Below are 24,164 nucleotides of genomic sequence, written 5' to 3' on the forward strand. Positions count from 1 at the left end.
AAGAATCCCCGAATCTGATGGTTCGGGGATTTTTTTTGCGTGGCCGAAGCCGGTAGCGCTATGACCGGGTAATCATTTAGCGGTGCCTGGAATAATCAATTCCTCAAGACGGTAAAACGGTGAAATTTGCTTCTCCGTCAGTTGGCGCAGGGTCGTGTCTGCCTGTTCCTGGTCCGCTGGCGTCATCTGCGTTTCGATCCGGTGGACGTCGTCCGCGAGCATGGGCGTGCTGATAGCCCCCGCCGTGTTTTTCAGGACAAATTTCAGCATCGCGCACGCCACGCCCAGGTTTTTTGCCAGGCCATAGGTACGCGGTTTTGGTTGCTGGTCTTCGTACGGCAGGGGATTGCGGGTTGAACGCCGTGGCAGGTTGGCGAGCGCGTAACCATATTCCAGCATGCCTTCCACGTGTCCCAACCAAGCCAGTTGAGCCAGTCGGCTTCGCTTTTCAGCAACACTGGCGCTCGAATCCGCCGAAAAGACCCGTGAATAAACCGCCAAGGGCAGGCCCCCGTCCGCGGCCAGTTGGTAAAGTTCTTCGATGCGTGCCGTGCGGTATGCGTCATTGGCAATCATCTGCGGCTTTCGGCGATAGAGCGTGGCGAGCGCGTGCTGAGCCTTGTTGGAGCCGGCGGCGGCGGACCTCTCCAGCCATTCTGCATCGTCGGTAAGCAGGTACTGGTAATACAGGCCCTGGGGGTTTTCCTGGGCCGGCAATTGGCTGATCAGCGCCTCGGCTTTTTCCACGCTGGCGCTATCACCCAGTTGGATGAGAGCAGGGAGATAGTCATTGGCCGCCGCAAGCCTGAGCCATTTTTTTGTTTCTTCACTTGGGTAAGAAACCAGGCTGTCGTGCTCGGTATGCCAAATGCCGTCTCGATAGACATTGCATGTCGCCAGGGCAAACTGGCTCCAGCCGTTTCCGGACGCGGCGGCGATGTTCAGCAAAGGCTCGGCTTTTTCAAGATTACCCAGCAAAAAAAACTTCGCTCCAGCCTTATGTGCGGCGCTGTACAACTGATTCAGCGCAACCTGTGTTGGCGGCGATAAAGCGGCTTTTTGCGTGTTCACCTGAGACAGAAAGTTGAACAGCACGGGGTCGACGTTTGAATTCATGTTCATGTTTGATACCTGTAATACGCACGCAAATTGTGCGAATACAGGGTCCGGTATCGCGGGGGATCGCAGGCGTTACATACCTATAGCGCTTGGCGCCCAAGCAGTTTTGACGCCAAGTGATCCAGGTGTCGAGTCATCAGCTTGACCGCACTGGGCACGTCCCGTTGCTCAACGGCATCGACAATCGCCATGTGCTCTTGCCACGCACAGTAGGTGCAGGCGTGTGCCTCGTATTGGGCGATGAACAGCGACGTCAACGGCACCAGGCTATTGAGAAACTGCGCCAACGGCGCGTTGCCCGCGATCGCCGCCAGTTGCAGGTGAAACTCACCCGACAAGCGAATCGCGGGCCCGCGCTGGTCCCGTTCGATGCAGTCTTGCTCGCGGCCAATCAGCTCGCGTAATTGGCGGATGTGCGGTGTCGTTGCTTGCGCGCAGGCCAGTTGCACCACGGTGAGTTCGGTCATGCGCCGCGCTTCGATAATCTGCAGCGTTTGCTGAACGTCCGGTGCAGCCACCTGGGCGCGCTGGTTAGGGCGCAGAATAATCACTTGCTGGTGGGACAGCTTGGCTAATACGCGGCGGATCACGCTACGGCTCACGCCAAAGGTTTCGCCCAGGCTTTCTTCGGTAAACCGGCTGGCCGGGGCGATGCGTTGTTCGAGGATGGCGTCGAACAGGCGTGGGTAGATATCGTCCACTGAAAGCTTTTTACCCGCGATCAGGCGCAGGGCAGGGAAGATCGGGTCGCGTTGCAGTGCATGAGCGGTCATGGCCGGTCTCCAAAAGTCAGCTGCCCAGATGGTCGTCCGGGATGTTCAGGGCAATGCCCATGCGCAAGCCTTCCTGGAGGATGTGCCGGCGCATTTCGGCACTGGCCAGGGCGCTGTTCTTGTTGCGGATGGCGCGCACCACGGCTTCGTTTTCCCGCAGGCGTTCGGCCAGGTGTTCCGGCGAATTGCGCAGCACCTGGGCGCTTTGCTTGAGGGCATTGCTGGTCTGCTGCACCACGTTCTGGAAGATCGGGTTGGAGGTGAGGGCAAACAGTTCTTCGTGAAAGCCGATGTAGGCATTCATGCCGGCTTCGGCGTCGCCTGCGTCGAGGGCTTCGCGCATGTCCATCAAGGTCAGGCGCAGTTGGCCGACTTCCTTGCTGCTGATGGACTGCGCCACCAGGCCGACGATGAAAGGTTCGAGGGTGTAGCGCAGTTGCAGGATGTCTTCGAGGCTGGCGTGCGCCACCGCGTCGCTCGATTGTGGCTCGCTGATGCGGGTTTCGAGGACCACCACGCCTTTGCCGGGCATGGAGCGCACCAGGCCGAGGGTCTCCAGCACGATCACCGCTTCGCGCAGGCTTGGGCGGCTGATGCCCATCTGTTCGGCCAGTTCACGCTGGCCGGGGAGCATTTCGCCCCGGCGCCACTGGCCCCGCGCGAGGGCGGCGCGCAGTTTTTCTACCACTGAATTGACGACGGTTGAGGTGCTGATCACGTCGTACTCCTTTAAGTGCATACACAATAATTGAATGGGCGATGACCCAGTGTGGGAGCTGGCTTGCCTGCGATGACTGACTGCCAGGCAATGGATCTGGCGCCTGACCCACCGCTATCGCAGGCAAGCCAGCTCCCACATTCTGATAGGGGTTGTTCTTTTAAATGGATCAGAACTCCTGATGCGCCGGCAACACCGGTTTCTTGGCCTGGAAGGCATAACCTTGCTGACCCTCAAGCACTTTGTTGGCGCGCTGGATGTCGATGTCTTTCTCCCAGCGTGCAATGGCCACGGTGGCGACGCAGTTGCCGATCAGGTTGGTCAAGGCGCGACCGATGCCCATGAACCAGTCCACCGCCAGCACCAGCACCAGGCCCACCACCGGAATCGCCGGAATGGCGGTGAGTGTCGCCGCCAGAATCACCAGCGCCGAACCGGGTATGCCGTGGGCGCCCTTGGAGGTAATCAACGACACCAGCAGGATGGTCATCAGGTCGGTCATCGACAGCGGGGTACCGGTGGCGTTGGCGATGAACACGATGGCCAGGGTCAGGTAGATCGAGAAACCATCAAGGTTGAACGAATACCCGGTCGGGATCACCAACCCGACGGTGGAGCTGCCAATCCCCAGGTGCTCGAGTTTACGCATGACTTGTGGCAGCACCGCGTCGGAAGAGGCGGTGCCCATCACGATCAGCAACTCTTCACGCAGGTACTTGAGCAGCGGTAACAGGCGCAGGCCCGATACGCGCATCACCACGCCGAGGATCAGGCCGACGAACGCGAAGCAGGTCAGGTAAAACAAGCCCACCAGGCTGCCCAGGTGTTGCAGGGAGTCCAGCCCGTACGTGCTGGTGGTGAAGGCGATTGCGCCGAACACGCCGATCGGCGCCAGGCGCACGATCATGCCCATGATGCGGAAGATCACATGGCTCAGTTCATTGATCAGCCGCGTGATGCCCGAGGCTGCTTCACCCACCAGGTTCAACGCGCTGCCGAACAGTACGGAGAACAGCAGCACTTGCAGCACGTTGTTTTCGGCGAAGGCGCCGATTACCGAGTTGGGGATCAAGTCCATCAGGAACTGGCTGGTGCCCTTGATGTGCTGACCCTTGGCGGCCAGTTCATTGAGGCCCGCCGACGACAGTTGCTCCAAGTGGATATTGGCGCCGGTGCCGATGCCGGTGCTGAAGGCCATGACCAGGCCGATCACCAGGGCGATGGTGGTGAGTATTTCAAAGTAGATCACCGACTTGAGGCCGATGCGCCCGACTTTTTTCAAGTCGCCGGCGCCGGAGATGCCGCTGACCACCACGCAGAACACGATCAGGCCGATCAGCATCTTGATCAGCTTGATAAAGCCATCACCCAGGGGTTTGAGTTGCGAGGAGAATTCGGGAAGGGCCAGGCCGCAAATGATGCCGAGCATCAGGCCAATCACGACTTGCAGGAAAATCGAACGCGAGCACCATCTGAGCATGGGAGGGATCTCTATTCGGTGCCCTGGTGGTTCCAGGGCTTAATTGTTGTGGTCATACCGGTAAGTCCAGTGCGTCGCCAGTCTAGGCCAGGTATTTTTGAAATAACAACTCATTATTTGTCGATTGACGGGTCCCGGTCTGACCAGTTGCTCGGCGAGGGCGGTGCTTGAGCGGTTGGCGGAGTGGAAAAATTTTCGCTTATCATCACCGCTCGGCTCATGAGGTGATGGATGGACAAACCAGGATTGACCACCGACGAAACCGGGCAGGCCCACTGCACCTGGCGCACGGCCGCGCCGGAATATCCGCGCTACCACGACCATGAGTGGGGCGTGCCGGTGGCGGGTGACAGCGCGCTGTACGAGAAGATTTGCCTGGAGGGCTTCCAGGCGGGCATGGCCTGGATCACCATTTTGCGTAAGCGTGAGCAGTTCCGCGCGGCGTTCGACGGCTTTGATTTTCGCCGGGTGGCGCAGTACGACGAGGCGGATATCGAGCGGTTGATGCGCGATCCTGGCATCGTGCGTAATCGGGCGAAGATCGTGTCGACCATCAACAATGCGCGCAGGGCCTGTGAGCTGGTGGAGGAGACGGGTTCACTGGCGCGTTGGCTATGGGCTTTCGAGCCCGGCGATGAGGAGCGCCCTGCGGTGGTGGACCTGGCTTACTGGACGGCAAACCCCACGTCGCCGGCGTCGGTGCGTTTATCCAAGGCGTTGAAGAAGCGCGGCTGGACGTTCGTGGGGCCGACCACGATGTATGCGCTGATGCAGGCGGTGGGGATGGTTAATGATCACTTGGACGGCTGCGCGTGTCGGCCACGGATTGAAGCGCTGCGTCGCCAGTTCATACGTCCGTGAGTTCCTGGCTGTATGCGATTCAAACTGTGGGAGCTGGCTTGCCTGCGATGGCCATAGGTATCTACACAACGTTCAAAGGCTTACAAATCTCCCTGTAGTGAGCGGGCTTGTCCCGCGCTGGGTGGCGAAGCCGCCCCAATAAAGACACCGCGCAGTTTCAGACAAACCCAATTCGCCTGGTTTGGGGCTGCTTCGCAGCCCAGCGCGGGACAAGCCCGCTCACTACAAAGATGTGTAGATACCTATGCTGCGATGGCGGCGGTTCAGCCAACACAACTGTGCCTGGAACACCGCCATCGCAGGCAAGCCAGCTCCCACATGGGTTTTGTGGTGTGGCGGATTATTGCGGCAATGGCGTGAGCACCTCAGCCTTGTCATCCAGCACCATCACCACCAGCAACCTGGCCGGTTTCGTCCGGCTGGCATTGCTCGATTCAAAGCGCCGCGAGCCCGCCGGTTCATAGAACGATTCACCCACCTTGTAGGTTTTCGCCTTTTCATCATTCACCCGCGAAGTGACCGCGCCCTCAAGTACATAGGCCACGGCGGTGCCGGTGTGGCTGTGGGGCACGGTGGCCTGCCCGGGGGCGTAGTCGACGGTGAGCAGGAGGGTTTTCTTGCCGGGCACATTGGTTAACGCGTGCTCTTGCAAAATCTTGATCGATTCGTGTTGGTAAACCGGTTCGTGGGCAAAGGCGCTGAGCGAGGCAAGCATCAGGGAGGCTGCGAGTAGGCGTTTCATGGCAAGGTTTCCAAGTAGTTCGAGGCCACTTCACCCTACGCCGCGCGGCCTGGGGGACCAATGACCAATGGCGGCGAAGACCGGTAGACCATTGCTTCAATGGTCGAAAGTCAAACGGCGCGCCAAATGCTCGCCAGTCAGTTCGATATAGCCTTGCAGGGCGGGCAGCCTGAAGTGTGCGTTGAGCTGTTCGGCGCAGGCCCATTGGCCGCTGACGGTCCACAGGTCTGGGTTGGCCGGGTCGCGCTGCACCGTGTAATCCAGGCAGCCGGGGGCGCTGCGTACGGCTTGGGCTATCTGCTGCAGGCGCTCGCCCAGTTGCGTTGAGCGCCCGGCGGTCGCGTGGACATGGACGGTGTTGAAGGCACAGGCTGGCATGGCGATGGTCTCCGGGTCAGGTGTCAGTGCACAGGCTAGAACCTCGTGACGACAGGACCAATGACCAATCCGGCGCAAAGTCCGCTAGCCAATTTGCTTGAGGATATCGCGGACCTTGTCCAGCGCCGGGTCGATATCCAGGGTCTCGATGGCGCCAAAGCCGATGATCAGGCCTGGACGTACCGGGGTGTCGTGGAAAAACACATCCAGAGGGTACAAGCCCACTTCGACCTGGCGCGCCAGCTGCATCAGCAGCGGGATGTCCACCGGCACCTTGCACAGCGCCGCCATATGGAACCCGGCCACGGTAGGCACGGCTTCGAACCAGGACGACAGGTCACCCGCCAGGCGCTGCAGGATTCGCTCGCGACGCCCGGCATACACCGCGTGACAGCGGCGGATATGCTTGAGCAGGTAGCCTTCACTGATGAATTTGGCCAAGGCCCATTGCGGCAGCGTCGAGCTGTGCTGGTCGGTGAGTTGCTTGGCCTTGAGCACCGCACCATGAATCGCCGGCGGCAGCACCGCGTAGCCCAGGCGCAGCTCCGGCAGCAAGGTTTTGGAAAAGGTCCCGACGTAGGTCACCACGCCGCGGCTGTCCATGCTTTGCAGGGAGTCGGTAGGCCGCCCCTCGTAGCGGAATTCGCTGTCGTAATCGTCCTCGATAATGATCGCGCCCAGTTCGAACGCCCGCGCCAGCAAGGCTTCGCGGCGCGGCGGGCTCATGGGCATGCCGAGGGGGAATTGATGGGAGGGCGTCACGTAGATCAGCCGGGTGCCGTCGGGAATCCGGTCGACCTGAATGCCTTGGTCATCCACCGGCACGCCGGCGACGCGGGCCCCCATCGCCATGAATAGCTGGCGGGCGGGGCTGTAGCCCGGGTCTTCCATGGCCACGATGCTGCCCGGCTCCAGCACCACGCGGGCGATCAGGTCCAGCGCCTGCTGGGCGCCGTTGGTGACGATGATGTCGCTGTCGCGGCATTTGACGCCGCGCGAGAACGCGATATGCCCGGCGATTGCACTGCGCAACGCCGGCAAGCCTTCGGGCTGGCTGTAGAACCCGCTGTTCTGGGCAATGCGGCGCAGCGCGTCCTGGGTGCAGCGCCGCCATTCGTCCTGGGGGAACTGGTTGCGGCTGGTGGCGCCGCCGATAAATTCATAGCGCAGCGTGCCGTCGCGGGTGGGGTGGCGCATGGGCGAGGGCAGCGCTTGCCACTTCGCCAGTTGGGCGGCGCAGGCCAGATCGGGGGCGGTTTGCAGGTGCTCGCTCTGTGGCGTGCCAGCGTTGACGAAGGTGCCACGCCCGGTCTTGCCGATCAGCAGGCCTTCATAGGTGAGGGTGGAGTAGGTGTCGGACACGGTCTTGCGCGACACGCCCAATTGTTCGGCGAGCAGGCGGCTGGGCGGCAGTTGCGCGCCGGCGGCCAGGCGCCCGGAACCAATGGCTTCACGCAACTGCTGGTAGAGCTGTTCGGCCAGGTCCTTGCGGCCATTGATCACCACGTGCAATTCCATGTCGTATTCCAGGCATTGAGTCTGCGCCAAGATTACGCGCGTGCGTGGCAGGCGCAAAATGGTCTGCGCATAAACCGCCCGATTGGCTATAGGGCTTATGCCTGGCGGGCCCTAGGCTGGACTTTCATTGCACCCGCCGTCAGAGAACTGCCCCATGGAATCGCGCCTGGATTACTACACCGCCTCGCCGCAAGCGCTCAAGGGCATGCTGATGCTGGAGGCGACGACCTTTGGCTTGTCCATCGAGAAACCCTTGCTGGAGCTGATCAAGATTCGTGTGTCGCAGCTCAACCACTGCGGTTTCTGCACCGATATGCACTCGATGGCGGCGCGTCAGCGCGGTGAAACCGAGCGACGCTTATTCGCGGTGTGCGTTTGGCGTGATTCGCCGTTTTTCACGGCGCGGGAAAAAGCCGCGCTGGCCTGGAGCGAGTCGGTCGCGACGCTGCCGAGCTCGACGGTGTCGGATGAGTTGTACGCGGCGGTGCGCGTGGAATTCAGCGAGCAGGAACTGGTGGACCTGACCATGGCGGTGTCCAGCATCAGTGGCTGGAACCGCCTGGCGGTAAGCTTTCGGCAACAGCCGCCGAATGCGTGAGTACGGCGCCGAACAAATGTGCGGGCTTACTCGCGAATGCAGCCTGTAGTGAGCGGGCTTGCCCCGCGCTGGGTGGCGAAGCCGCCCCAAACCAGGCGACCCGGTTCTATCTGGGGCCGGCGGTGTCTTTATTGGGGCCGCTTCGCAGCCCAGCGCGGGGCAAGCCCGCTCACTACACTCCGCCCTCGCGAGCAAGCCCACACACATTAAGTTCTGCGGTCTCTGAGTGATCAGGACAGAAAGCCACCGTCCACATTCAACGACACACCGGTGGTGTAGCTGGAGGCATCGCTGGCCAGGAACAGCACCGCGCCGGCCATTTCGCTTGGGTCAGCCACGCGCTTGAGCGGGATTTGCACCAGGGCCATTTTCAGGATCGCGTCGTTCTTCACCAGCGCCGAGGCGAACTTGGTATCGGTCAGGCCCGGCAACAGGGCGTTGCAACGAATACCGAACTCGGCGCACTCCTTGGCGAACACCTTGGTCATGTTGATCACCGCGGCCTTGGTGACCGAGTAGATGCCCTGGAACACACCCGGCGATATCCCGTTGATCGAGGCCACGTTGATGATGCTGCCGCCGCCGTTTTCGCGCATCAGTTTGCCGGCTTCCACCGACATGAAGAAATAGCCGCGGATGTTCACGTCCACGGTTTTCTGGAAGGCGCCCAGATCGGTATCCAGTACGTTGCAGAACTGTGGGTTGGTCGCGGCGTTGTTGACCAGGATATCCAGGCGGCCGAATTGTTCGCGGATACCGGCGAACACCTGGGTAATCTGCTCCATTTCACCGATATGGCACGCCACGGCCGTGGCCTTGCCGCCGTCGGCGATGATCGCATCGGCCACATGCTGGCAGCCTTCCAGCTTGCGGCTGGACACGATCACGTGGGCGCCTTGCTGGGCCAGCAACTTGGCGATGGCCTCGCCGATGCCACGGCTGGCGCCGGACACGAATGCGATCTTGCCATCGAGGTCGAACAGGTGGGTCTTGGACATGGGGGTTCCTTATTGTGATCAGAGCGCCGATTTGCCGATGACGGTCAGGCTCATCTGCTCCAGCAGCTTGTTCATGTGAATGAACTGCGCAAAGCGTTTGTCCTGGGTCTGGCCATGAAAGAAGCGGTAATAGATCTGCTGCACGATGCCGGCCAGGCGGAACAGGCCGTAGGTGTAGTAGAAATCGAAATTGTCGATCTGAAGGCCCGAGCGCTCGGCGTAATAGTCGACGAACTCGCGGCGGGTCAGCATGCCGGGGGCATTGCTCGGCTGGCGGCGCATCAGTTGCACCGGCGCAGGGTCACCGCCTTCGATCCAGTAGGCGAGGGTGTTGCCCAGGTCCATCAGCGGATCGCCGAGGGTGGTGAGCTCCCAGTCCAGCACGCCGATGATCTGCATCGGGTTGTGCGGGTCGAGGATCACGTTATCGAAGCGGTAGTCGTTGTGCACGATGCTGGAGGTGGGATGATCGGCCGGCATCTTATCGTTGAGCCAGGCGCGCACCGCTTCCCAGCTCGGCGCATCGGGGGTCAGGGCTTTTTCGTAGCGGTCGCTCCAGCCACGGATCTGACGCGCCACATAACCTTCAGGCTTGCCCAGGTCCGCCAGGCCACAGGCGGCGTAATCCACCTGGTGCAGTTCGACGAACTTGTCGATAAAGCTTTTGCACAAGGCTTCGGTCTTGCTGGCGTCCAGGTCCAGCTGTGCCGGCAGGTCAGAGCGCAGGATGATGCCATTGACGCGCTCCATCACGTAGAACTCGGCGCCGATCACCGACTCATCGGTGCAATGCACATACGCCTTGGGGCAATACGGAAAGCCGTCTTTGAGCTGGTTGAGGATACGGAATTCGCGGCCCATGTCGTGGGCGGATTTGGCCTTGTGTCCGAAGGGCGGGCGGCGCAGCACGAATTCCTGGCCCGGATACTCCAGCAGGTAGGTCAGGTTGGACGCGCCGCCGGGAAACTGGCTGATCGTGGGCGTGCCGCTCAGGCCGGGGATATGGGCCTTGAGGTAGGGATCGATCAGGCCGGCATCAAGTTCTTCGCCTGGGCGAATCTGGGTCGATTGGTCGTTCAGCGCCATGCTTATCCCTTCTGCTTATTCTAGAGGCCTTGGACTATTTCCTAATCTAATGCGCGCAACCGCCCAGCGACAAGGTCGGGGCGGCTTAATAGGTTAGCGTGTTGCAGGATGATCAGCGTGCCTGATCGGTCATTTATTGGACGCGGGCAAGGCCACCGGCGTGAGCACCGCACGCCCGGCGAAGTATTCCACCAGGTTGTCGGCCACGCGCTGCACGGTGTCATGGGCGGCTTCCGGCGACAGACCCGCGACGTGGGAGGTGAGCACGGTATTGGCGAGCGTCTTGAGCGCGTCGGGCACCTTGGGCTCATCGTCGAACACATCCAGCGCGGCGCCACCGATGCGGCGTTGCTCCAGGGCGGCGACCAGGTCGGCGGTAACCACCACGCTGCCACGGCCGATATTGACCAGGTAGCCATTGGGTCCGAGGGCATCCAGCGCGTGGCGGTCGATCAGGTGCCGAGTGCCGGCGCCGCCGGGCGTGGCCAGGACCAGGAAATCCGAGGTGCGCGCCAGTTCCACGGCGCTGGCGCAATAGGTGTAGTCGACGTCATCGCGCGGATGGCGGTTGTGATAACTCACCTGCATGCCGAACCCCAGCGACGCGCGCTTGGCGATCTCCAGGCCCACCGCACCGAGCCCGAGAATGCCCAGTTGCTTGCCGCCCAGGGAAGGGCGCATCACCTTCGGCCATTCACCGCGGCGCACGGCGGCGTCCGTCTGCGGGATGCCGCGTACCAGCGCCAGCAGCAACGCCATGGCATGGTCGGCCACCGACGGCGCATTCACACCCGCGCCGTTGGTAACGACAATCCCGCGATTGCTGGCGGCCTGCAGGTCCACGTGTTCGTAGCCGGCACCGATGACACAGATGATTTCCAGCAGGGGCAGGGCGGCAATTTCCTCGGCATACAAGCCCAGCGGGCCGCGGGTCAGCACCGCCTTGATCTGGCCGCCGTGAGCCTTGATGGCGTTGGCGCGTTCGGCGGGCGTCGGCGCCAGGATCACATGAAAGTCGTTGCTCTCGATGATGGGCAGGTATTCGTTGATGGTTTCAACCAGGACCAGAACAGTGGCGGTCATCGGAAGGCTCTTCCTGAAGGGTTTGAGGGGATCAGTATGCGGGATTTGTAAGGCAGGGCGTTTTGTCGGGATAGAAAAATATACCGTAGGAGCGAGCAAATTCGCTCCTGCAGTCGCCGCGCTGTCAGAAAAAGACTTCGGCTGCTTTCACCCGCTTCACGAAGGCCCCTGTCAGGGTGGCATTGTGATGCTCGATAATCGCCTCGGCCTTGAGTGCCGGCGTGTCCATGCAGGTATGAGCGTCCTGCGGCAATACCACCGAAAAGCCCAGCTCCACCGCCACCCGGCATGTGGTGTCGATGCAGAACTGGGTTTTCATGCCCGCGATCACCAGCTCATCGACGTGCGCCGCTTTCAGATGCTGCTCCAGGTCCGTGCCCAGGAAGCAGCTGGGCCGGCTTTTGTTGAACAGGTGATCGCGGGACGCGTCTACGTCCAGCGCATGCCACGGTTGCCAGAGGGGGCTGCCGGCTTCAATCGGCGAACCTGCCGGGCCGGTGTGACAGGCCACGTAGATCGGCTTGCCTGCGCGGCGTGCGCGCTGGATCAGCTGGTTGATGGTGTGCAGCACGCGTTCGCGTTCGAAGGGTTTTTCCGGACCATCGTATAAACCGGTCTGCATGTCGATGATCAGCAGGGCGTCAGCCATGGTGTTGCTCCTTGTGATTGCCGAATGGCGGAGCAATAAAAAGGCCCCGTCCATTGCTGGCGGGGCCTTGGGTTGAATCCGTGAAGCGCTTAGTTCAAGCCCCCACAGCCACCGCACGGCCCGCCGGAAGCGGTCGTGGTGGAGGTGTGGGTGAGGTTCGGCGCAATAAAATTCATGGGTCGATCATGCTGGCGTGGGCGAGGCGCTGTCAACCGGCAATGCCCCGGATAGCGGCGCGTTGCTCCCAATTCCGGCCGCTGTACCGGCCCACCGTTCCTCAGCTAAGTCTTTGCTTATTCGAAAGAATCCCGGACAATCCGGCCCCTTCTATGGTTGGGGCGCTGCCTGTCAGGTTTTCTGACTCGTCCCGGCCGTGTCAATGCGGAGATCCGACCGGATGAATGATCAGGCCAATAGCGTCGACGAACGTTATGAGACGACACCTGCAACCCTCACAACCTGGAGCCGTCAGGACACCACCTGGATGCTTGGCCTGTTCGGCACCGCCATTGGCGCCGGCACGCTGTTCTTGCCGATCAACGCGGGCCTGGGCGGCTTCTGGCCGTTGGTGATCCTGGCGCTGCTGGCCTTCCCGATGACGTTCTTCGCCCACCGTGGCCTGACCCGTTTCGTCCTGTCCGGGCGTGAAGGCTCCGACATCACCGATGTGGTTGAAGAACACTTCGGTATCAAGGCCGGTGCGCTGATCACGTTGCTTTACTTTTTCGCGATCTTCCCGATCCTGCTGATCTACAGCGTGGCGTTGACCAACACCGTCGGCAGCTTCATGGAGCACCAGTTGCACATCCTGCCGCCGCCACGGGCGATCCTGTCGTTCGTGCTGATCCTCGGCCTGCTGGCCGTGGTGCGTTGCGGTGAACAGGTGATCGTCAGGGCCATGAGCCTGATGGTGTATCCGTTTATCGTCGCCTTGCTGTTCCTGGCGGTGTACCTGGTCCCGCATTGGAATGGCGGCATCCTCAGCACTGCCAGCGTGGTCCCGGCACCCTCCACATTGCTCAATACCCTGTGGCTGGCGATTCCGGTGATGGTGTTTTCGTTCAACCATTCGCCGATCATCTCGGCTTTTGCGGTGGACCAGAAGCGCCAGTACGGTGCCCACGCCGATGAGCGCAGCTCGCAGATCCTGTCCCGCGCGCACCTGTTGATGGTGGCGATGGTGCTGTTTTTCGTGTTCAGCTGCGTGTTGACCCTGTCGCCGGCGCAGTTGGCCGAAGCGAAAGCGCAGAACCTGTCGATCCTGTCCTACCTCGCCAACCACTTCAACAACCCGACCATTGCGTTTGCCGCGCCGCTGATCGCGTTCGTGGCGATCGCCAAGTCGTTTCTGGGCCACTATATCGGCGCCAGCGAAGGCCTCAAGGGCCTGGTGCTGAAAACCGGCCGCCGTCCGAGCGCCAAGAACCTGGACCGCATGACGGCCGCCTTTATGCTGGTGGTGTGCTGGATCGTTGCCACGCTCAACCCGAGCATTCTGGGAATGATCGAGACCCTGGGCGGGCCGATCATCGCCTCGATCCTGTTCCTGATGCCGATGTACGCGATCCGCAAGGTACCGGCCATGGCCAAGTACCGTGGGCAGGCGTCGAATGTGTTCGTGACGCTGGTCGGTCTGGTGGCCATTTCCTCGTTGATTTATTCGCTGATTCCGTGACGCGCTCGCAGCCGGCAACCCCGGCTCAATCAGATCTGTAGATCACCCATCGCTATGCAACGGCCGACTCTGCGTGTAACGCGATTTGGCCGTTTTTTTGCCAGGCCGGAAAACTCAGCGCTACCACATGGTCTTTATTCACGCGTTGCGCAGAGCCGAGACGACTCAACTGCACGCCATGCCTCAGGAAATAACGCTCCAGCGCCGGTGTGGTCACCGCCACGACTCGATTGGCGCCCTGGCTCCAGGCATGGTGCAGGCTGTTCCACCAGACTCGCATCGGTAAAGTGCCTTCCTCCAGGGGGCGGGCCGCAAAACGCGACACTTCCCAGGTGTCGCTGCTTCGCGGGCTTGGCTGGTCGCACAGAAACCCGAAGACTTCCGCCAGCAGATAAGGCTGCGTCGTCGGCAATAGCCGCGCGCAGCCGCAGACCTGGCGGTCGGCGTCCAGTGCGAGGATATGATGAGCGTCAGCCTGGTCGAATTGGTCGAATTCACGTTGGGGCAGGGGGTGCGTGGAATCCAGTTGCCAGCCCAATTGTTGGATGAACACTTCGTGCCGGTAGCGGCCCAGGTCGTCCTCAAGCGTCGCAGACAGTTCATGGTGACGGCGGGTGATGATGTTGATCATTGGATATCCTTATCGCAATTGTCGGGCCCTAGATCAGGCCCAGTGCGGCGGCGTAGGCCGCCGCCAGTGTTTTGTTGCCAGCCCCGAATTTCTTCTGGATGGCTTTGAGGTGAAAGTTCACGGTGTTGATGGAGATCGTGAGGATCAGCGCGATTTCTCCTGAACTCTTGCCATCGGCGGTCCACTGCAGGATCTCCCGCTCACGCAGGCTCAGGCAGACTGATTTATGGGAGCGCTCCCTATGCCCAAGATCTATCAGGCGCAGCGTCACCTGTTCCAGGATGCAGCGCAGGCGCAATTGAATCTCGTCGCTTTCAGCGTGCGAAATGGGGTCTTGGCGCCGGGCCACGGACAGTACCCGCAGCGAATGGTCGTGGCTGCGAATCGGCAGCGTGGCGCCGATGCGCAAGCCCCAGTCCCGAGCTTCCTGCCATAGCGTGCGGCTGTTATCAAACAGTGCGTCGTTCCACACCACCATCTCGGTAGAACGTAAGCCACTGAGGATCGACGGATCGATCGCCGCGTAGTTTTTTTCTTCGTAATGTGCCAGCCACCTTTCGGGGTAGGAGCCGTAGATCTCGGTTTTCGGGCGGGTAAACGGGGTCAGGTGGCGTACGCCATAGGCGTAATACTCGAACCCCAGCTGCAACACTTCCCGCTCCAGAAGCGCTAGCACTTGGGTTTCATCCTGTTGCTTGAACATCTCTATCCGCAAGCAATTCCACCAGCGAATGAGGTCGTTTTCCTTCTCCATGGACAGTCGCCTCGATGACTGGAATCTTGGCAATCTAGCCCACAAGATATTTCTGTCAAACTTTCCCTTCGCTTCCCGATGGCTCTGGCACGGTCCTTTCACTTGAAAACTCGTGTTTATGAAGCCTGACGCAGGCCAGGTATTGCATTGCGCGCGTGACACTGTTCAATGGCGCTGACCGCTGTTTCACAGGATTCAGCGTCGTAGGGCATCAGGCCGCTCGCTCGACGGCAGGCATTTCGCAACCGGCTGTCGTGCAAGAGCGCGGTGATCGCATCGTGCAGGTCCTGTTTGTCTAAAGGCAAGGCGAGGCGTATCCCGCATTCCATGCGCACCAGGCGTTCGGCGTTATCGAACTGGTCATGAGCGATAGGCAAAACAATCTGTGCAATGCCGGCCGCCAATGCCTGACTCATGGCGCCGATGCCGCCGGGATGGACCAGGCCGGCCGCATGGGGCAACAGCGAACTCATCGGCAAAAACGGGCGCTGGATCACGCTGGGTGGCAGGTCGGTGAAGACGGGTCGATTACCGGTCAGAAAAATGCCACGTGCGCCGGCCCTGTGCAGCGCTGCCAGGGCGAACCGATAAAACTGCTGGTCAAAATGCTCAGTGGAACCTTGAGTGAACACAATGGGGGGCGATCCGGCAGCCAGAAAGGCCCGGGTTGGCTCATCGAGCCCAAGGGTGCCGCCGTCGAACAGAGGGAAGCCGGCCATGTGCAAGGGTCGCGGCCAGTCTTTCTGTACCGGGGCGAACCATTCCGGAAACAGGCATATCACCCCCTGAGGCGAATGCATCCATTGGCTGAAGATGTTCTTCACCGCGCCGGGCAGCCCGTGCTTACGGCGTAGTGCGTTGATCTGGGGAGCACAGGTACGGTCCAGGCTCAGGTATTCGATCCCGCGCCAGAGGAGCTTGCGTAGGGTCAGTGGCAAGCGCTGCGACACATTGAAGGTGGGGTGCACGGGCGGCAAGTGTGCAGAGAGCAACGTCGATGGAGACACTTGGACCGACAGATAAGGAACGCCGTGTTTTTCGTGGGCGATACGTGCACCCAAGGCCCAGAGTGAGCCGACGACCACCGTATCGTCAGTGTTCTGAGCGGTTACATAGTCGTAGACCGGTTCCAGCAGGCCGGCGATGGCTTGCCACAATGTGGCGAAGGAGGTCTTCGGGTCCCACAATCGGGGATCACCCATAGCGTCGCTGTAGGTCGCTTCATCGCATAACGGCACGAAGTCCAGACCCTGCGCCTCAATGGTGCGTTGAAACGTCGGCATGCTGCACAAGGTCACCTGATGACCGCGCAGAGTCAGGGCGGCGCCCAGGCCGATAAAAGGGAAAACGTCACCGGCCGAGCCGATGGCTATCATGATTACTCGCATTATCTACATCCTTGTTGAATATGTTCAGGCGAAGCTCAACTGCGCTCGTTGAGGCGGCGACTCGCAAAACGCCCCTGGCCGGGCGTCGCGCTTGCCAAGCAGATGACCGAGCAACGCGCGGTGCACGCCGTTGGCCGCTGCCTTGGACTCCAGGTCCAGGAAATGTCCGCTGCTCTGGGCAGTAGAGAAACTGCAATCGCGGATGTACTGCTTGAAGGACTGCACATCGACGGCGCTGGTGTATTCGTCCCAGGCGCCATTCAGGAAATGCACGTGGCTGTCGATGTTCGACAGTTGCGGCAAGTAAGCCCCTTCATTGAGCTTGAGCGCCTGCTCGATATGAAATCGCGCTTGATGCTGCTCGGCGTTGATCAACTGCGCCATATGCTGTTGATTGGCGGTCTTGAGTCGAGCCGGAAGGTGTTTGCCCAGCGTCTGGTTGAGCAAATGGCCGATACCTGCGTTGTCATCCCGGGCCATGAGTGCCTGCGCTCCGCCGACGTAATCGAGCATCGGCGCGTTGAGGCCTGGAGCGAACGACATCACCACTGAGCTTTCAACGTTGCCTGGATTCCTGGCGAGTGCCAGCAGGGTTGACAGGCCCCCCCAGGAGACGGAAACCAGGTGGTGAATGTTGAAGCGCTCGATCAATGCCAGCAGGATCTGCACTTCGTCGTCCTTGGTCACCAGGCATCGGTCAGGGTTGTGAGCACGTGAGTTTCCAGCGAACGGCAAGTCAAACAGCACAACATTGAAGTGTTCGGCCAGGCATTTGCTGGTACGGGCAAAGGCCGACGTCGTGGCCATGGCACCGTTGACCAGCAGTACGTTCTTTTTATCAGGAGCATCGCCGATGTGTTCCACCGACACCGAATAATGCTTGAAGACCTTCTTGATCACATATTGGCTACGCGACATAACACACCTCCAGTAAGCACAAAAAACGGGCGAGAGCGTCCCTGTCACCGGACTCGGGTGTCGAGGGCAGGGCTTGGTGACTTTTATTAGAAGTGGTACGGCTTACAGCGCGAAGTACATCCAGAGCAGATGGTTCCCATGACACAGGCATCAGGGTGTAGAGAGTTTTAGCCTTCAAGGCGGTGAGGAACAACTACCTGATCTGGTAGGTCGTTGCAGAAAGGCTGTTGGCAGCCGGCGTTTTTTCAGCCTGGGACAGCGCTTTGTGGGGCGGGCGCAAGCTTGTATTTTGATACTGGGCAGGCAAAAAAAAGCGCCGCGTATCTTGCGATACGCGGCGCCTTTCACATCAACACACCCTTAGGCTTGAATCACCGGGATGTTGGCGCTTGCTGCGATCTTGCGGAACTCGGCGATCTGGTCGAAGTTCAGGTAGCGGTAGACGTCACTGGCCATGGTGTCCAGTTTCGCCGCGTAGCCCATGTACTCCTCGACGGTAGGCAGGCGACCCAGGGTCGAAGCCACTGCCGCCAGCTCGGCCGAAGCCAGGTAGACGTTAGCGCCGTCACCCAGGCGGTTCGGGAAGTTACGGGTCGACGTGGATACCACGGTCGAGTTCGGCTCGACACGTGCCTGGTTACCCATGCACAGCGAGCAACCCGGCATTTCCATGCGCGCGCCGGCCTTGCCGTAGATGCCGTAGTAGCCTTCTTCGGTCAACTGGTGAGCGTCCATCTTGGTCGGCGGCGACAGCCACAGGCGAGTTGGCAACTGGCCCTTGACCTGCTCCAGCAACTTGCCGGCAGCGCGGAAGTGACCGATGTTGGTCATGCACGAACCGATGAACACTTCGTCGATCTTCTCGCCGGCAACGCTGGACAACAGGCGGGCATCGTCCGGGTCGTTCGGCGCGCAGAGGATCGGCTCGTTGATTTCCGACAGGTCGATTTCGATGACTTCGGCGTATTCGGCGTCGGCATCGGCTTCCATCAGCTCAGGGTTGGCAACCCAGGCTTCCATCGCTTGGGCACGACGTTCCAGAGTGCGTGGGTCACCATAGCCTTCGCCGATCATCCAGCGCAGCAGGGTGATGTTGGAGTTCAGGTACTCGGTGACGGACTCTTTGGACAGCTTGATGGTGCAACCGGCCGCCGAACGTTCGGCCGAGGCGTCGGACAGCTCGAACGCCTGCTCCAGCGTCAGGTCGTTCAGGCCTTCGATTTCCAGGATGCGGCCGGAGAAGGCGTTCTTCTTGCCCTTCTTCTCGACTGTCAGCAGGCCGGACTGGATCGCGTAATAAGGAATGGCATGAACCAGGTCACGCAGGGTGATGCCAGGTTTCATTTTGCCTTTGAAGCGCACCAGGATCGATTCCGGCATGTCCAGTGGCATCACGCCAGTGGCTGCGGCGAACGCGACCAGGCCTGAACCGGCCGGGAACGAGATGCCCATCGGGAAACGGGTGTGGGAGTCGCCACCGGTACCCACGGTGTCCGGCAGCAGCATGCGGTTCAGCCAGCTGTGGATGATACCGTCGCCTGGACGCAGCGATACACCACCGCGGGTCATGATGAAGTCAGGCAGGGTGTGGTGGGTGGTCACGTCGATCGGCTTTGGATACGCCGCGGTATGGCAGAACGACTGCATTACCAGATCGGTCGAGAAGCCCAGGCACGCCAGGTCTTTCAGTTCATCACGGGTCATGGGACCGGTGGTGTCCTGGGAGCCCACGGTGGTCATCTTCGGTTCGCAGTAGGTGCCAGGGCGAACGCCTTTGCCTTCCGGCAGGCCGCACGCCTTGCCGACCATTTTCTGCGCCAGGGTGAAGCCCTTGCCGGTGTCGACAGGTGCTTCAGGCAGCTTGAACAGGTCGGTAGGGCCCAGGCCCAGTTCGGCACGGGCCTTGTCGGTCAGGCCGCGACCGATGATCAGCGGGATACGGCCGCCGGCGCGAACTTCGTCCAACAGCACCGGGGTCTTCATTTCGAAGGTGGTGATGACTTCGTCGGTACCGTGTTTGCAAACCTTGCCGGCATGCGGGTACAGGTCGATCACGTCGCCCATGTTCATGTTGGAAACGTCGAATTCGATTGGCAGTGCGCCGGCATCTTCCATGGTGTTGTAGAAGATGGGAGCGATCTTGCTGCCGAAGCAGAAGCCGCCGGCGCGCTTGTTCGGCACGTAAGGGACGTCGTCGCCGAAGAACCACAGCACGGAGTTGGTCGCGGATTTACGCGAGGAACCGGTGCCGACCACGTCACCAACGTAGGCGATCGGGAAGCCTTGGCCGCGCATCTCTTCGATCTGCTTCATCGGGCCGGTCTTGCCTTGCTCGTCCGGCACGATGCCTTCACGGGCCATCTTCAGCATGGCCAGGGCGTGCAGCGGGATGTCGGGACGGGACCAGGCATCCGGCGCGGGGGACAGGTCATCGGTGTTGGTTTCGCCGGTAACCTTGAATACGCGCAGGCTGATCTTGTCGGCCAGGGTAGGGCGGTTGCTGAACCACTCGCCATCGGCCCAGGATTGAAGCACGGCTTTGGCGTGCTCGTTGCCGTTCTTGGCTTTTTCAGCCACGTCGTGGAACGCATCGAACATCAGCAGGGTGTGCTTGAGCTGGGTGGCGGCGACAGGTGCCAGTTCGGCGTCGTCCAGCAGCTCGACCAGGGTCACGATGTTGTAGCCGCCTTGCATGGTGCCCAGCAGTTCAACGGCGCGCTTCTTGTCGATCAGGGGGGAAGTGGCTTCGCCCTTGGCCAGGGCGGACAGGAAACCGGCCTTGACGTAGGCAGCTTCGTCAACGCCTGGTGGAATGCGGTTGGTGATCAGGTCAACGAGGAATTCTTCTTCGCCAGCCGGGGGATTTTTCAGCAGCTCGACCAGGCCTGCGGTTTGTTCGGCGTTAAGCGGCTGGGGAACGATACCCAGGGCGGCACGCTCTTCGATATGTTTGCGGTAGGCTTCAAGCACAGTTATTACCCTCATCAGTGGTCCCACGGGACGCTCATCCAGAAATGACCGGCACGCGTGCGCTCGGGGGCTTTTTGGGCCGCAAAGCCAGCGCTGCCGGCATCTCTCACAGAAGCTGCTTTCAAAGTTTTACGCCTGCAGAACGGAGCTGATGAGGGTTGGCGAGGGCATGACCTACCGAGTCATTGACCATCGCCAACACCGTTCTGAAGGAACGACTGTGCTCGTGACGCTTTGAAAACAGCTTCCAGCGGATTATTGGCGCCTTACAAGGCCGGGTGATTCTACGGCAAAAAAATGCTAAAGGTAAGTTGCCACGCCAAGTTTGCAGGGTGATGAAGGTTAGACAAAGGGCTAACATGGCGCAGTGTTTCGCTGATCTGCGTGTCGTTGCCCATGTCCCACCAAACCATCAAGACCCCCTGCGTCGGCCTGTGCTCCACGGTTTACGGCGATCTCGTGTGCCGTGGCTGCAAGCGTTTCCACCATGAAGTGATCCAGTGGAACGGCTATAACGAAGAAGAAAAACGCGCGGTCTGGCTGCGGTTGGAGCAACTGCTGGTGCAGGTGATGGTCGCCAAGCTGGAAGTGTTCGACCCCAAGATCCTGCGCGGCCAGCTGGAGCAACGCAAGATCCGCTTTGTGCCGCACCAGTCCGAGTACTGCTGGGCCTACCAGTTGATCGCCCGGGGCGCGCGGGTGATTTCCAATCTGGAGGCATATGGCATGGTGCTGCTGCCGGAGTTTCGCGACTGGGCCTTGCCGGAACTGCGGGATGCCATCGACCGCGAGTTCTTCATCCTCTCCGAAGCGCATTACCAGCGCTATATCGCCCCCGGTTTCCTGAAGGATGCACTGGGCCACTGACCGACATGGATCAAAACTGTGGGAGCTGGCTTGCCTGCGATCGCGGTGGGTCAGGCCAGGTATCCGCTGCTGACACACCGCTATCGCAGGCAAGCCAGCTCCCACCTTTGATTGTTTGTGTCTGGACGATCAGGGGCGGGTCGCCAGCTCCTCCAGATGATCCATCAACGTTTGCGGCTTGAGCACCAGCACATCACTCTCCACGGCATCCAGTATCACCTCCGCCGTATTGCCGATCAGCGCCCCCGAGATCCCGGTGCGCGCCACGGTACCGATGATCGTCACGGCGGCCTGCCACTTGTGCGCGGCAAACGGGATCAACACATCCGCCGGCCCTTCCTCGATATGCAGGTGCGAGTCGTCCACATCAAATTCCGCCTGAAACGCCTTGCACTGTTCGCGGTAGCGCGCCTGGATGGTTTCCCTGAGCTGGAACGTCGGATCCGCCGCCGACAACATGGGCGACGGATGGGCGCTGATCACATGCAACTGCGCCTTGGCCAGGCTGGCGATTTCAAAGCCGTGGTCGATGATCGTGTTGTGCAACTGCTGATGTTCAGCATCGGTGTTGCCCACATCAATCGCCGCCAGGATGACGCCATCCGTCCACGGCGTCGCCGTCTTGGCCAGCAGCACCGCGCACGGGCAATAACGCAGCAGTTTCCAGTCCGCAGGCGTCAGCAGGGCTTTTTTCAGCGGGCTGTCGGGAAAATGCTGCTTGATCACCAGCCCGCACCCTTCGGCCTGCTGCACGTCGATGATGGTTTCATGCAGGCTGGTGTTCCACGCCTGCTCGGTGCTGACGCTGTAGCCGTCTTCCTGCAAGCCCGATTTGAGCAGGCTCAACAGCGCTGAATGCTCATGCTGTTTGTCGCAGACCAGCAAATGCAGGTGCGCGCCGGTGACGCCGGCGATCAGCTTGGCACGCTTGAGGGCCAGGCTTTCCGAATGTTCGGGCTCGATGACCACCAGGATGCTGCGGATAGCTTGCATGGTCGGGATCTCCAGGAAGGGGCATAGGCAACAACTATAGTTGCTGCGCGGCACACGTCATGTTGATGCGCATCAAGGCCCGCGACTGGTGGTCTGCGGCGCGGTCGGTATAATCGGCGCCCTTTTGTGATGCTTTTGCCCGTGAGCCCGATGAACCTGCCAGAAATCCACGAATTCCTCGGTTGCCGCACCCCTGATGCCTGGGTCCAGGCCGCGCTGGCCGATCAGGAAACCCTGCTGATCGACCACAAGAACTGCGAATTCAAGGCCGCCAGCACCGCCCTGAGCCTGATCGCCAAGTACCACGGCCATGTTGACCTGATCAGCATGATGTCGCGCCTGGCCCGCGAAGAGCTGGTGCACCATGAGCAAGTCATGCGCCTGATCAAGAAGCGCAAGGTGGAGCTGCGCCAGTTGCATGCCGGGCGTTATGCCTCCGGTTTGCGCAAGGTCGTGCGCAGTCACGAGCCGGTCAAGCTGGTGGACACTTTGGTAGTGGGCGCCTTTATCGAAGCGCGCAGTTGCGAGCGTTTCGAAGCACTGGTGCCGCATTTGGACGAAGAACTCGGCAAGTTCTACTTCGGCCTGTTGAAAAGCGAGGCGCGACACTTCCAGGGTTACCTGAAGCTGGCGTACCAGTACGGCGACGCCAAGGACATCGCCCAGGTCATCGAGCGGGTGAGGGCGGCCGAGCAGGCACTGATCGAATCACCCGACGTCGAGTTCCGCTTTCACAGTGGCGTGCCAGCCTGAAGCCACGGCCACGCCGATCAATGCGCTGACCCCGGTCAGCAGCAGGATCACCGTCTGGGTCGTCAAGGGCGCGGCCAGCACCGCAATCGCGAGACCGGCCAAGGGTTGCGCCAGGTTGTTGAGCAGCGTGATGACGCCCACCGTTTTGCCGAAATCCTGCGCGGGGATAACCCGCTGACGCGTGCTGCGCATGTACACATTGAACATCTTGTCGAAGCCGGTGACCAGCAGGAAGCCCAGGCTATAGGCCCACAGGTCTGGACTGAATGCCATGACCAGTGCCCCGACGACGATCATCGAGTACGACAGCCCGCCCAGCACTTTCAACGCCAGGGTGGCGCGTGCCAGGTAAAACAGGATGGCAATCGTCACCCCCGCGCCGGCCGCCTGCAACAGCGCGTAGGCCTCTTTGCCGGCGGCGAATTGCCCCGTGACCATCGCTGCCGAGGTGGCCAGCGTCACGCCGATGATCAGGTTCACACCGACCGCGAGGGCAATGATCCGCTTGAGTTCCGGCAAGTTGCGGATATGCCCGAAGGCGATACGCAGTGGTTGCAGCCAGGTCCCCGTGTGCTGATCGAACCGCTCCAGGTTCACCGTGGTATTGCGCTGCCAGATCAACATCGCCAGGTCGGCCAGCACAAACAGCCCGGCGATCCCCAGCACCACCCAATGCCAGGCCCACACCTCCAGCATCAAGGCCGCGATGAGCGGGCCGAGCACCAGGCCGCCCTGGTCGGCAATCTGAGAATAGGAGAGGGTCTTGGCGTAAGTGTATTGCCCGAAGACACGCGGCATCAGCACTTCCCGCGCCATGATGCCCTGGGTGGTCAGTACCCCGCACAGCGCCGAGAGCAGCACGATCCAGTAAATACCGCCGAACACCGCGTACAAGGCGACCGCCAGCACACAGGCCAGCGCCCGGTAAACCTGGCTGATATGCAGGATGCGCGCCGGTGCGAACCTGTCGCACAATGCGCCGCACACGGGGAATGCCAGGTAACGTGGCAGCGATTCGACAAAAAACGCCAGCCCGGCCCAGGCGACGCTCTGGGTGGTCTGGAACACAATCAATGGCACGATAAACAGCAGAATCTGGTCGGCCAGCCGTGACAGGAACAGTGATACAAAGAACGCCAGGTAATCCTTGCGCATACGGCTGCCTGTGGGTGGTGTTAAAGAGTGCGGGTTATTTGTTAAAAACTCTTAAAA

General features: G+C 60.7%; 23 protein-coding genes. 5 read left to right on the forward strand and 18 right to left on the reverse strand.

Translation table 11 applies throughout. The features are described from left to right. Nucleotides 1–72: 72 nt before the first annotated feature. From BLL36_RS26615 to BLL36_RS26630, 4 genes are all read right to left on the reverse strand, one after another. Nucleotides 73–1,122, reverse strand: a complete 1,050-nt coding sequence (locus BLL36_RS26615) for an SEL1-like repeat protein (RefSeq protein WP_076954582.1) — start codon at nt 1,120–1,122, stop codon at nt 73–75. Nucleotides 1,123–1,199: 77 nt separating this feature from the next. Then, nucleotides 1,200–1,892, reverse strand: a complete 693-nt coding sequence (locus BLL36_RS26620) for a GntR family transcriptional regulator (protein ID WP_076954583.1) — start codon at nt 1,890–1,892, stop codon at nt 1,200–1,202. Nucleotides 1,893–1,908: 16 nt separating this feature from the next. Then, nucleotides 1,909–2,610: a FadR/GntR family transcriptional regulator gene (locus BLL36_RS26625; RefSeq protein WP_076954584.1), complete on the reverse strand. Its 702-nt coding sequence runs from the start codon at nt 2,608–2,610 to the stop codon at nt 1,909–1,911. Between the two features lie 169 nt (nt 2,611–2,779). Then, the gene (locus BLL36_RS26630; RefSeq protein ID WP_197678482.1) at nt 2,780–4,105 is read right to left on the reverse strand and encodes a C4-dicarboxylate transporter DctA; all 1,326 of its coding nucleotides are present in this window, start codon (nt 4,103–4,105) and stop codon (nt 2,780–2,782) included. Nucleotides 4,106–4,321: 216 nt separating this feature from the next. Between BLL36_RS26630 and BLL36_RS26635 the strand changes: the two genes are divergently transcribed. Next, nucleotides 4,322–4,951 (forward strand): DNA-3-methyladenine glycosylase I, encoded by a 630-nt coding sequence (locus tag BLL36_RS26635; RefSeq protein WP_076954586.1) that lies wholly within the window; start codon nt 4,322–4,324, stop codon nt 4,949–4,951. Nucleotides 4,952–5,291: 340 nt separating this feature from the next. On the opposite strand, the gene BLL36_RS26640 is transcribed toward BLL36_RS26635, so the two are convergent. The 3 genes from BLL36_RS26640 to pdxR form a co-directional block, all read right to left on the reverse strand. Then, a complete protein-coding gene (locus BLL36_RS26640) occupies nt 5,292–5,693 on the reverse strand; it encodes a cupin domain-containing protein (RefSeq protein ID WP_076954587.1) in 402 nt (133 codons plus the stop codon). A 96-nt stretch (nt 5,694–5,789) separates the two neighbouring features. After that, nucleotides 5,790–6,071 carry a putative quinol monooxygenase gene (locus tag BLL36_RS26645; RefSeq protein ID WP_076954588.1) on the reverse strand — a complete coding sequence of 94 codons (282 nt, stop codon included), beginning with the start codon at nt 6,069–6,071 and terminating at the stop codon, nt 5,790–5,792. 84 nt (nt 6,072–6,155) lie between these two features. Next, the gene (pdxR, locus tag BLL36_RS26650; protein ID WP_076954589.1) at nt 6,156–7,589 is read right to left on the reverse strand and encodes a MocR-like pyridoxine biosynthesis transcription factor PdxR; all 1,434 of its coding nucleotides are present in this window, start codon (nt 7,587–7,589) and stop codon (nt 6,156–6,158) included. 154 nt (nt 7,590–7,743) lie between these two features. On the opposite strand from pdxR, the gene BLL36_RS26655 reads away from it, so the two are divergent. After that, nucleotides 7,744–8,187, forward strand: coding sequence for a carboxymuconolactone decarboxylase family protein (locus BLL36_RS26655; protein WP_076954590.1), 444 nt, complete (start codon nt 7,744–7,746; stop codon nt 8,185–8,187). A 230-nt stretch (nt 8,188–8,417) separates the two neighbouring features. Here BLL36_RS26655 and BLL36_RS26660 read toward each other — a convergent pair whose 3' ends face one another. The 4 genes from BLL36_RS26660 to BLL36_RS26675 all read right to left on the reverse strand — a co-directional run bounded on the left by BLL36_RS26660 (nt 8,418) and on the right by BLL36_RS26675 (nt 12,003). Next, nucleotides 8,418–9,185 carry an SDR family oxidoreductase gene (locus tag BLL36_RS26660; RefSeq protein WP_076954591.1) on the reverse strand — a complete coding sequence of 256 codons (768 nt, stop codon included), beginning with the start codon at nt 9,183–9,185 and terminating at the stop codon, nt 8,418–8,420. A gap of 18 nt (nt 9,186–9,203) precedes the next feature. Next, nucleotides 9,204–10,271: a phosphotransferase family protein gene (locus BLL36_RS26665; protein WP_076954592.1), complete on the reverse strand. Its 1,068-nt coding sequence runs from the start codon at nt 10,269–10,271 to the stop codon at nt 9,204–9,206. A gap of 129 nt (nt 10,272–10,400) precedes the next feature. Further along, nucleotides 10,401–11,354 (reverse strand): 2-hydroxyacid dehydrogenase, encoded by a 954-nt coding sequence (locus tag BLL36_RS26670; protein WP_076954593.1) that lies wholly within the window; start codon nt 11,352–11,354, stop codon nt 10,401–10,403. Nucleotides 11,355–11,478: 124 nt separating this feature from the next. After that, nucleotides 11,479–12,003 (reverse strand): cysteine hydrolase family protein, encoded by a 525-nt coding sequence (locus tag BLL36_RS26675; protein ID WP_076954594.1) that lies wholly within the window; start codon nt 12,001–12,003, stop codon nt 11,479–11,481. A gap of 397 nt (nt 12,004–12,400) precedes the next feature. Here BLL36_RS26675 and BLL36_RS26680 point away from each other — a divergent pair, with 397 nt between their 5' ends. Beyond that, a complete protein-coding gene (locus BLL36_RS26680; protein ID WP_076954595.1) occupies nt 12,401–13,678 on the forward strand; it encodes a serine/threonine transporter in 1,278 nt (425 codons plus the stop codon). A 52-nt stretch (nt 13,679–13,730) separates the two neighbouring features. On the opposite strand, the gene BLL36_RS26685 is transcribed toward BLL36_RS26680, so the two are convergent. The 5 genes from BLL36_RS26685 to acnB all read right to left on the reverse strand — a co-directional run bounded on the left by BLL36_RS26685 (nt 13,731) and on the right by acnB (nt 20,339). Next, nucleotides 13,731–14,309: an acyl-homoserine-lactone synthase gene (locus BLL36_RS26685; protein WP_076954596.1), complete on the reverse strand. Its 579-nt coding sequence runs from the start codon at nt 14,307–14,309 to the stop codon at nt 13,731–13,733. 28 nt (nt 14,310–14,337) lie between these two features. Continuing rightward, entirely contained in the window at nt 14,338–15,063 is a 726-nt protein-coding gene (locus BLL36_RS26690) for an autoinducer binding domain-containing protein (protein ID WP_076954597.1), read from the reverse strand. Nucleotides 15,064–15,179: 116 nt separating this feature from the next. After that, nucleotides 15,180–16,451 (reverse strand): glycosyltransferase, encoded by a 1,272-nt coding sequence (locus tag BLL36_RS26695; RefSeq protein ID WP_076954598.1) that lies wholly within the window; start codon nt 16,449–16,451, stop codon nt 15,180–15,182. A 24-nt stretch (nt 16,452–16,475) separates the two neighbouring features. After that, on the reverse strand, nt 16,476–17,369 hold the full coding sequence (locus BLL36_RS26700; protein WP_076954599.1) for an alpha/beta fold hydrolase: 894 nt from the start codon (nt 17,367–17,369) through the stop codon (nt 16,476–16,478). 360 nt (nt 17,370–17,729) lie between these two features. Continuing rightward, nucleotides 17,730–20,339 (reverse strand): bifunctional aconitate hydratase 2/2-methylisocitrate dehydratase, encoded by a 2,610-nt coding sequence (acnB, locus tag BLL36_RS26705; protein ID WP_076954600.1) that lies wholly within the window; start codon nt 20,337–20,339, stop codon nt 17,730–17,732. Between the two features lie 396 nt (nt 20,340–20,735). Between acnB and BLL36_RS26710 the strand changes: the two genes are divergently transcribed. After that, on the forward strand, nt 20,736–21,206 hold the full coding sequence (locus BLL36_RS26710) for a DUF1289 domain-containing protein (RefSeq protein WP_076954601.1): 471 nt from the start codon (nt 20,736–20,738) through the stop codon (nt 21,204–21,206). A 129-nt stretch (nt 21,207–21,335) separates the two neighbouring features. Here BLL36_RS26710 and BLL36_RS26715 read toward each other — a convergent pair whose 3' ends face one another. Further along, nucleotides 21,336–22,199: a universal stress protein gene (locus BLL36_RS26715; RefSeq protein WP_076954602.1), complete on the reverse strand. Its 864-nt coding sequence runs from the start codon at nt 22,197–22,199 to the stop codon at nt 21,336–21,338. Between the two features lie 150 nt (nt 22,200–22,349). On the opposite strand from BLL36_RS26715, the gene miaE reads away from it, so the two are divergent. Continuing rightward, nucleotides 22,350–22,952, forward strand: coding sequence for a tRNA-(ms[2]io[6]A)-hydroxylase (gene miaE / locus BLL36_RS26720; protein ID WP_076954603.1), 603 nt, complete (start codon nt 22,350–22,352; stop codon nt 22,950–22,952). Here miaE and BLL36_RS26725 read toward each other — a convergent pair. Next, nucleotides 22,908–24,107 carry an MFS transporter gene (locus BLL36_RS26725; RefSeq protein WP_076954604.1) on the reverse strand — a complete coding sequence of 400 codons (1,200 nt, stop codon included), beginning with the start codon at nt 24,105–24,107 and terminating at the stop codon, nt 22,908–22,910. The genes miaE and BLL36_RS26725 overlap by 45 nt on opposite strands. Nucleotides 24,108–24,164 lie beyond the last annotated feature (57 nt).

This window comes from Pseudomonas cedrina subsp. cedrina (assembly GCF_001983175.1).
Classification (GTDB): domain Bacteria; phylum Pseudomonadota; class Gammaproteobacteria; order Pseudomonadales; family Pseudomonadaceae; genus Aquipseudomonas; species Aquipseudomonas cedrina.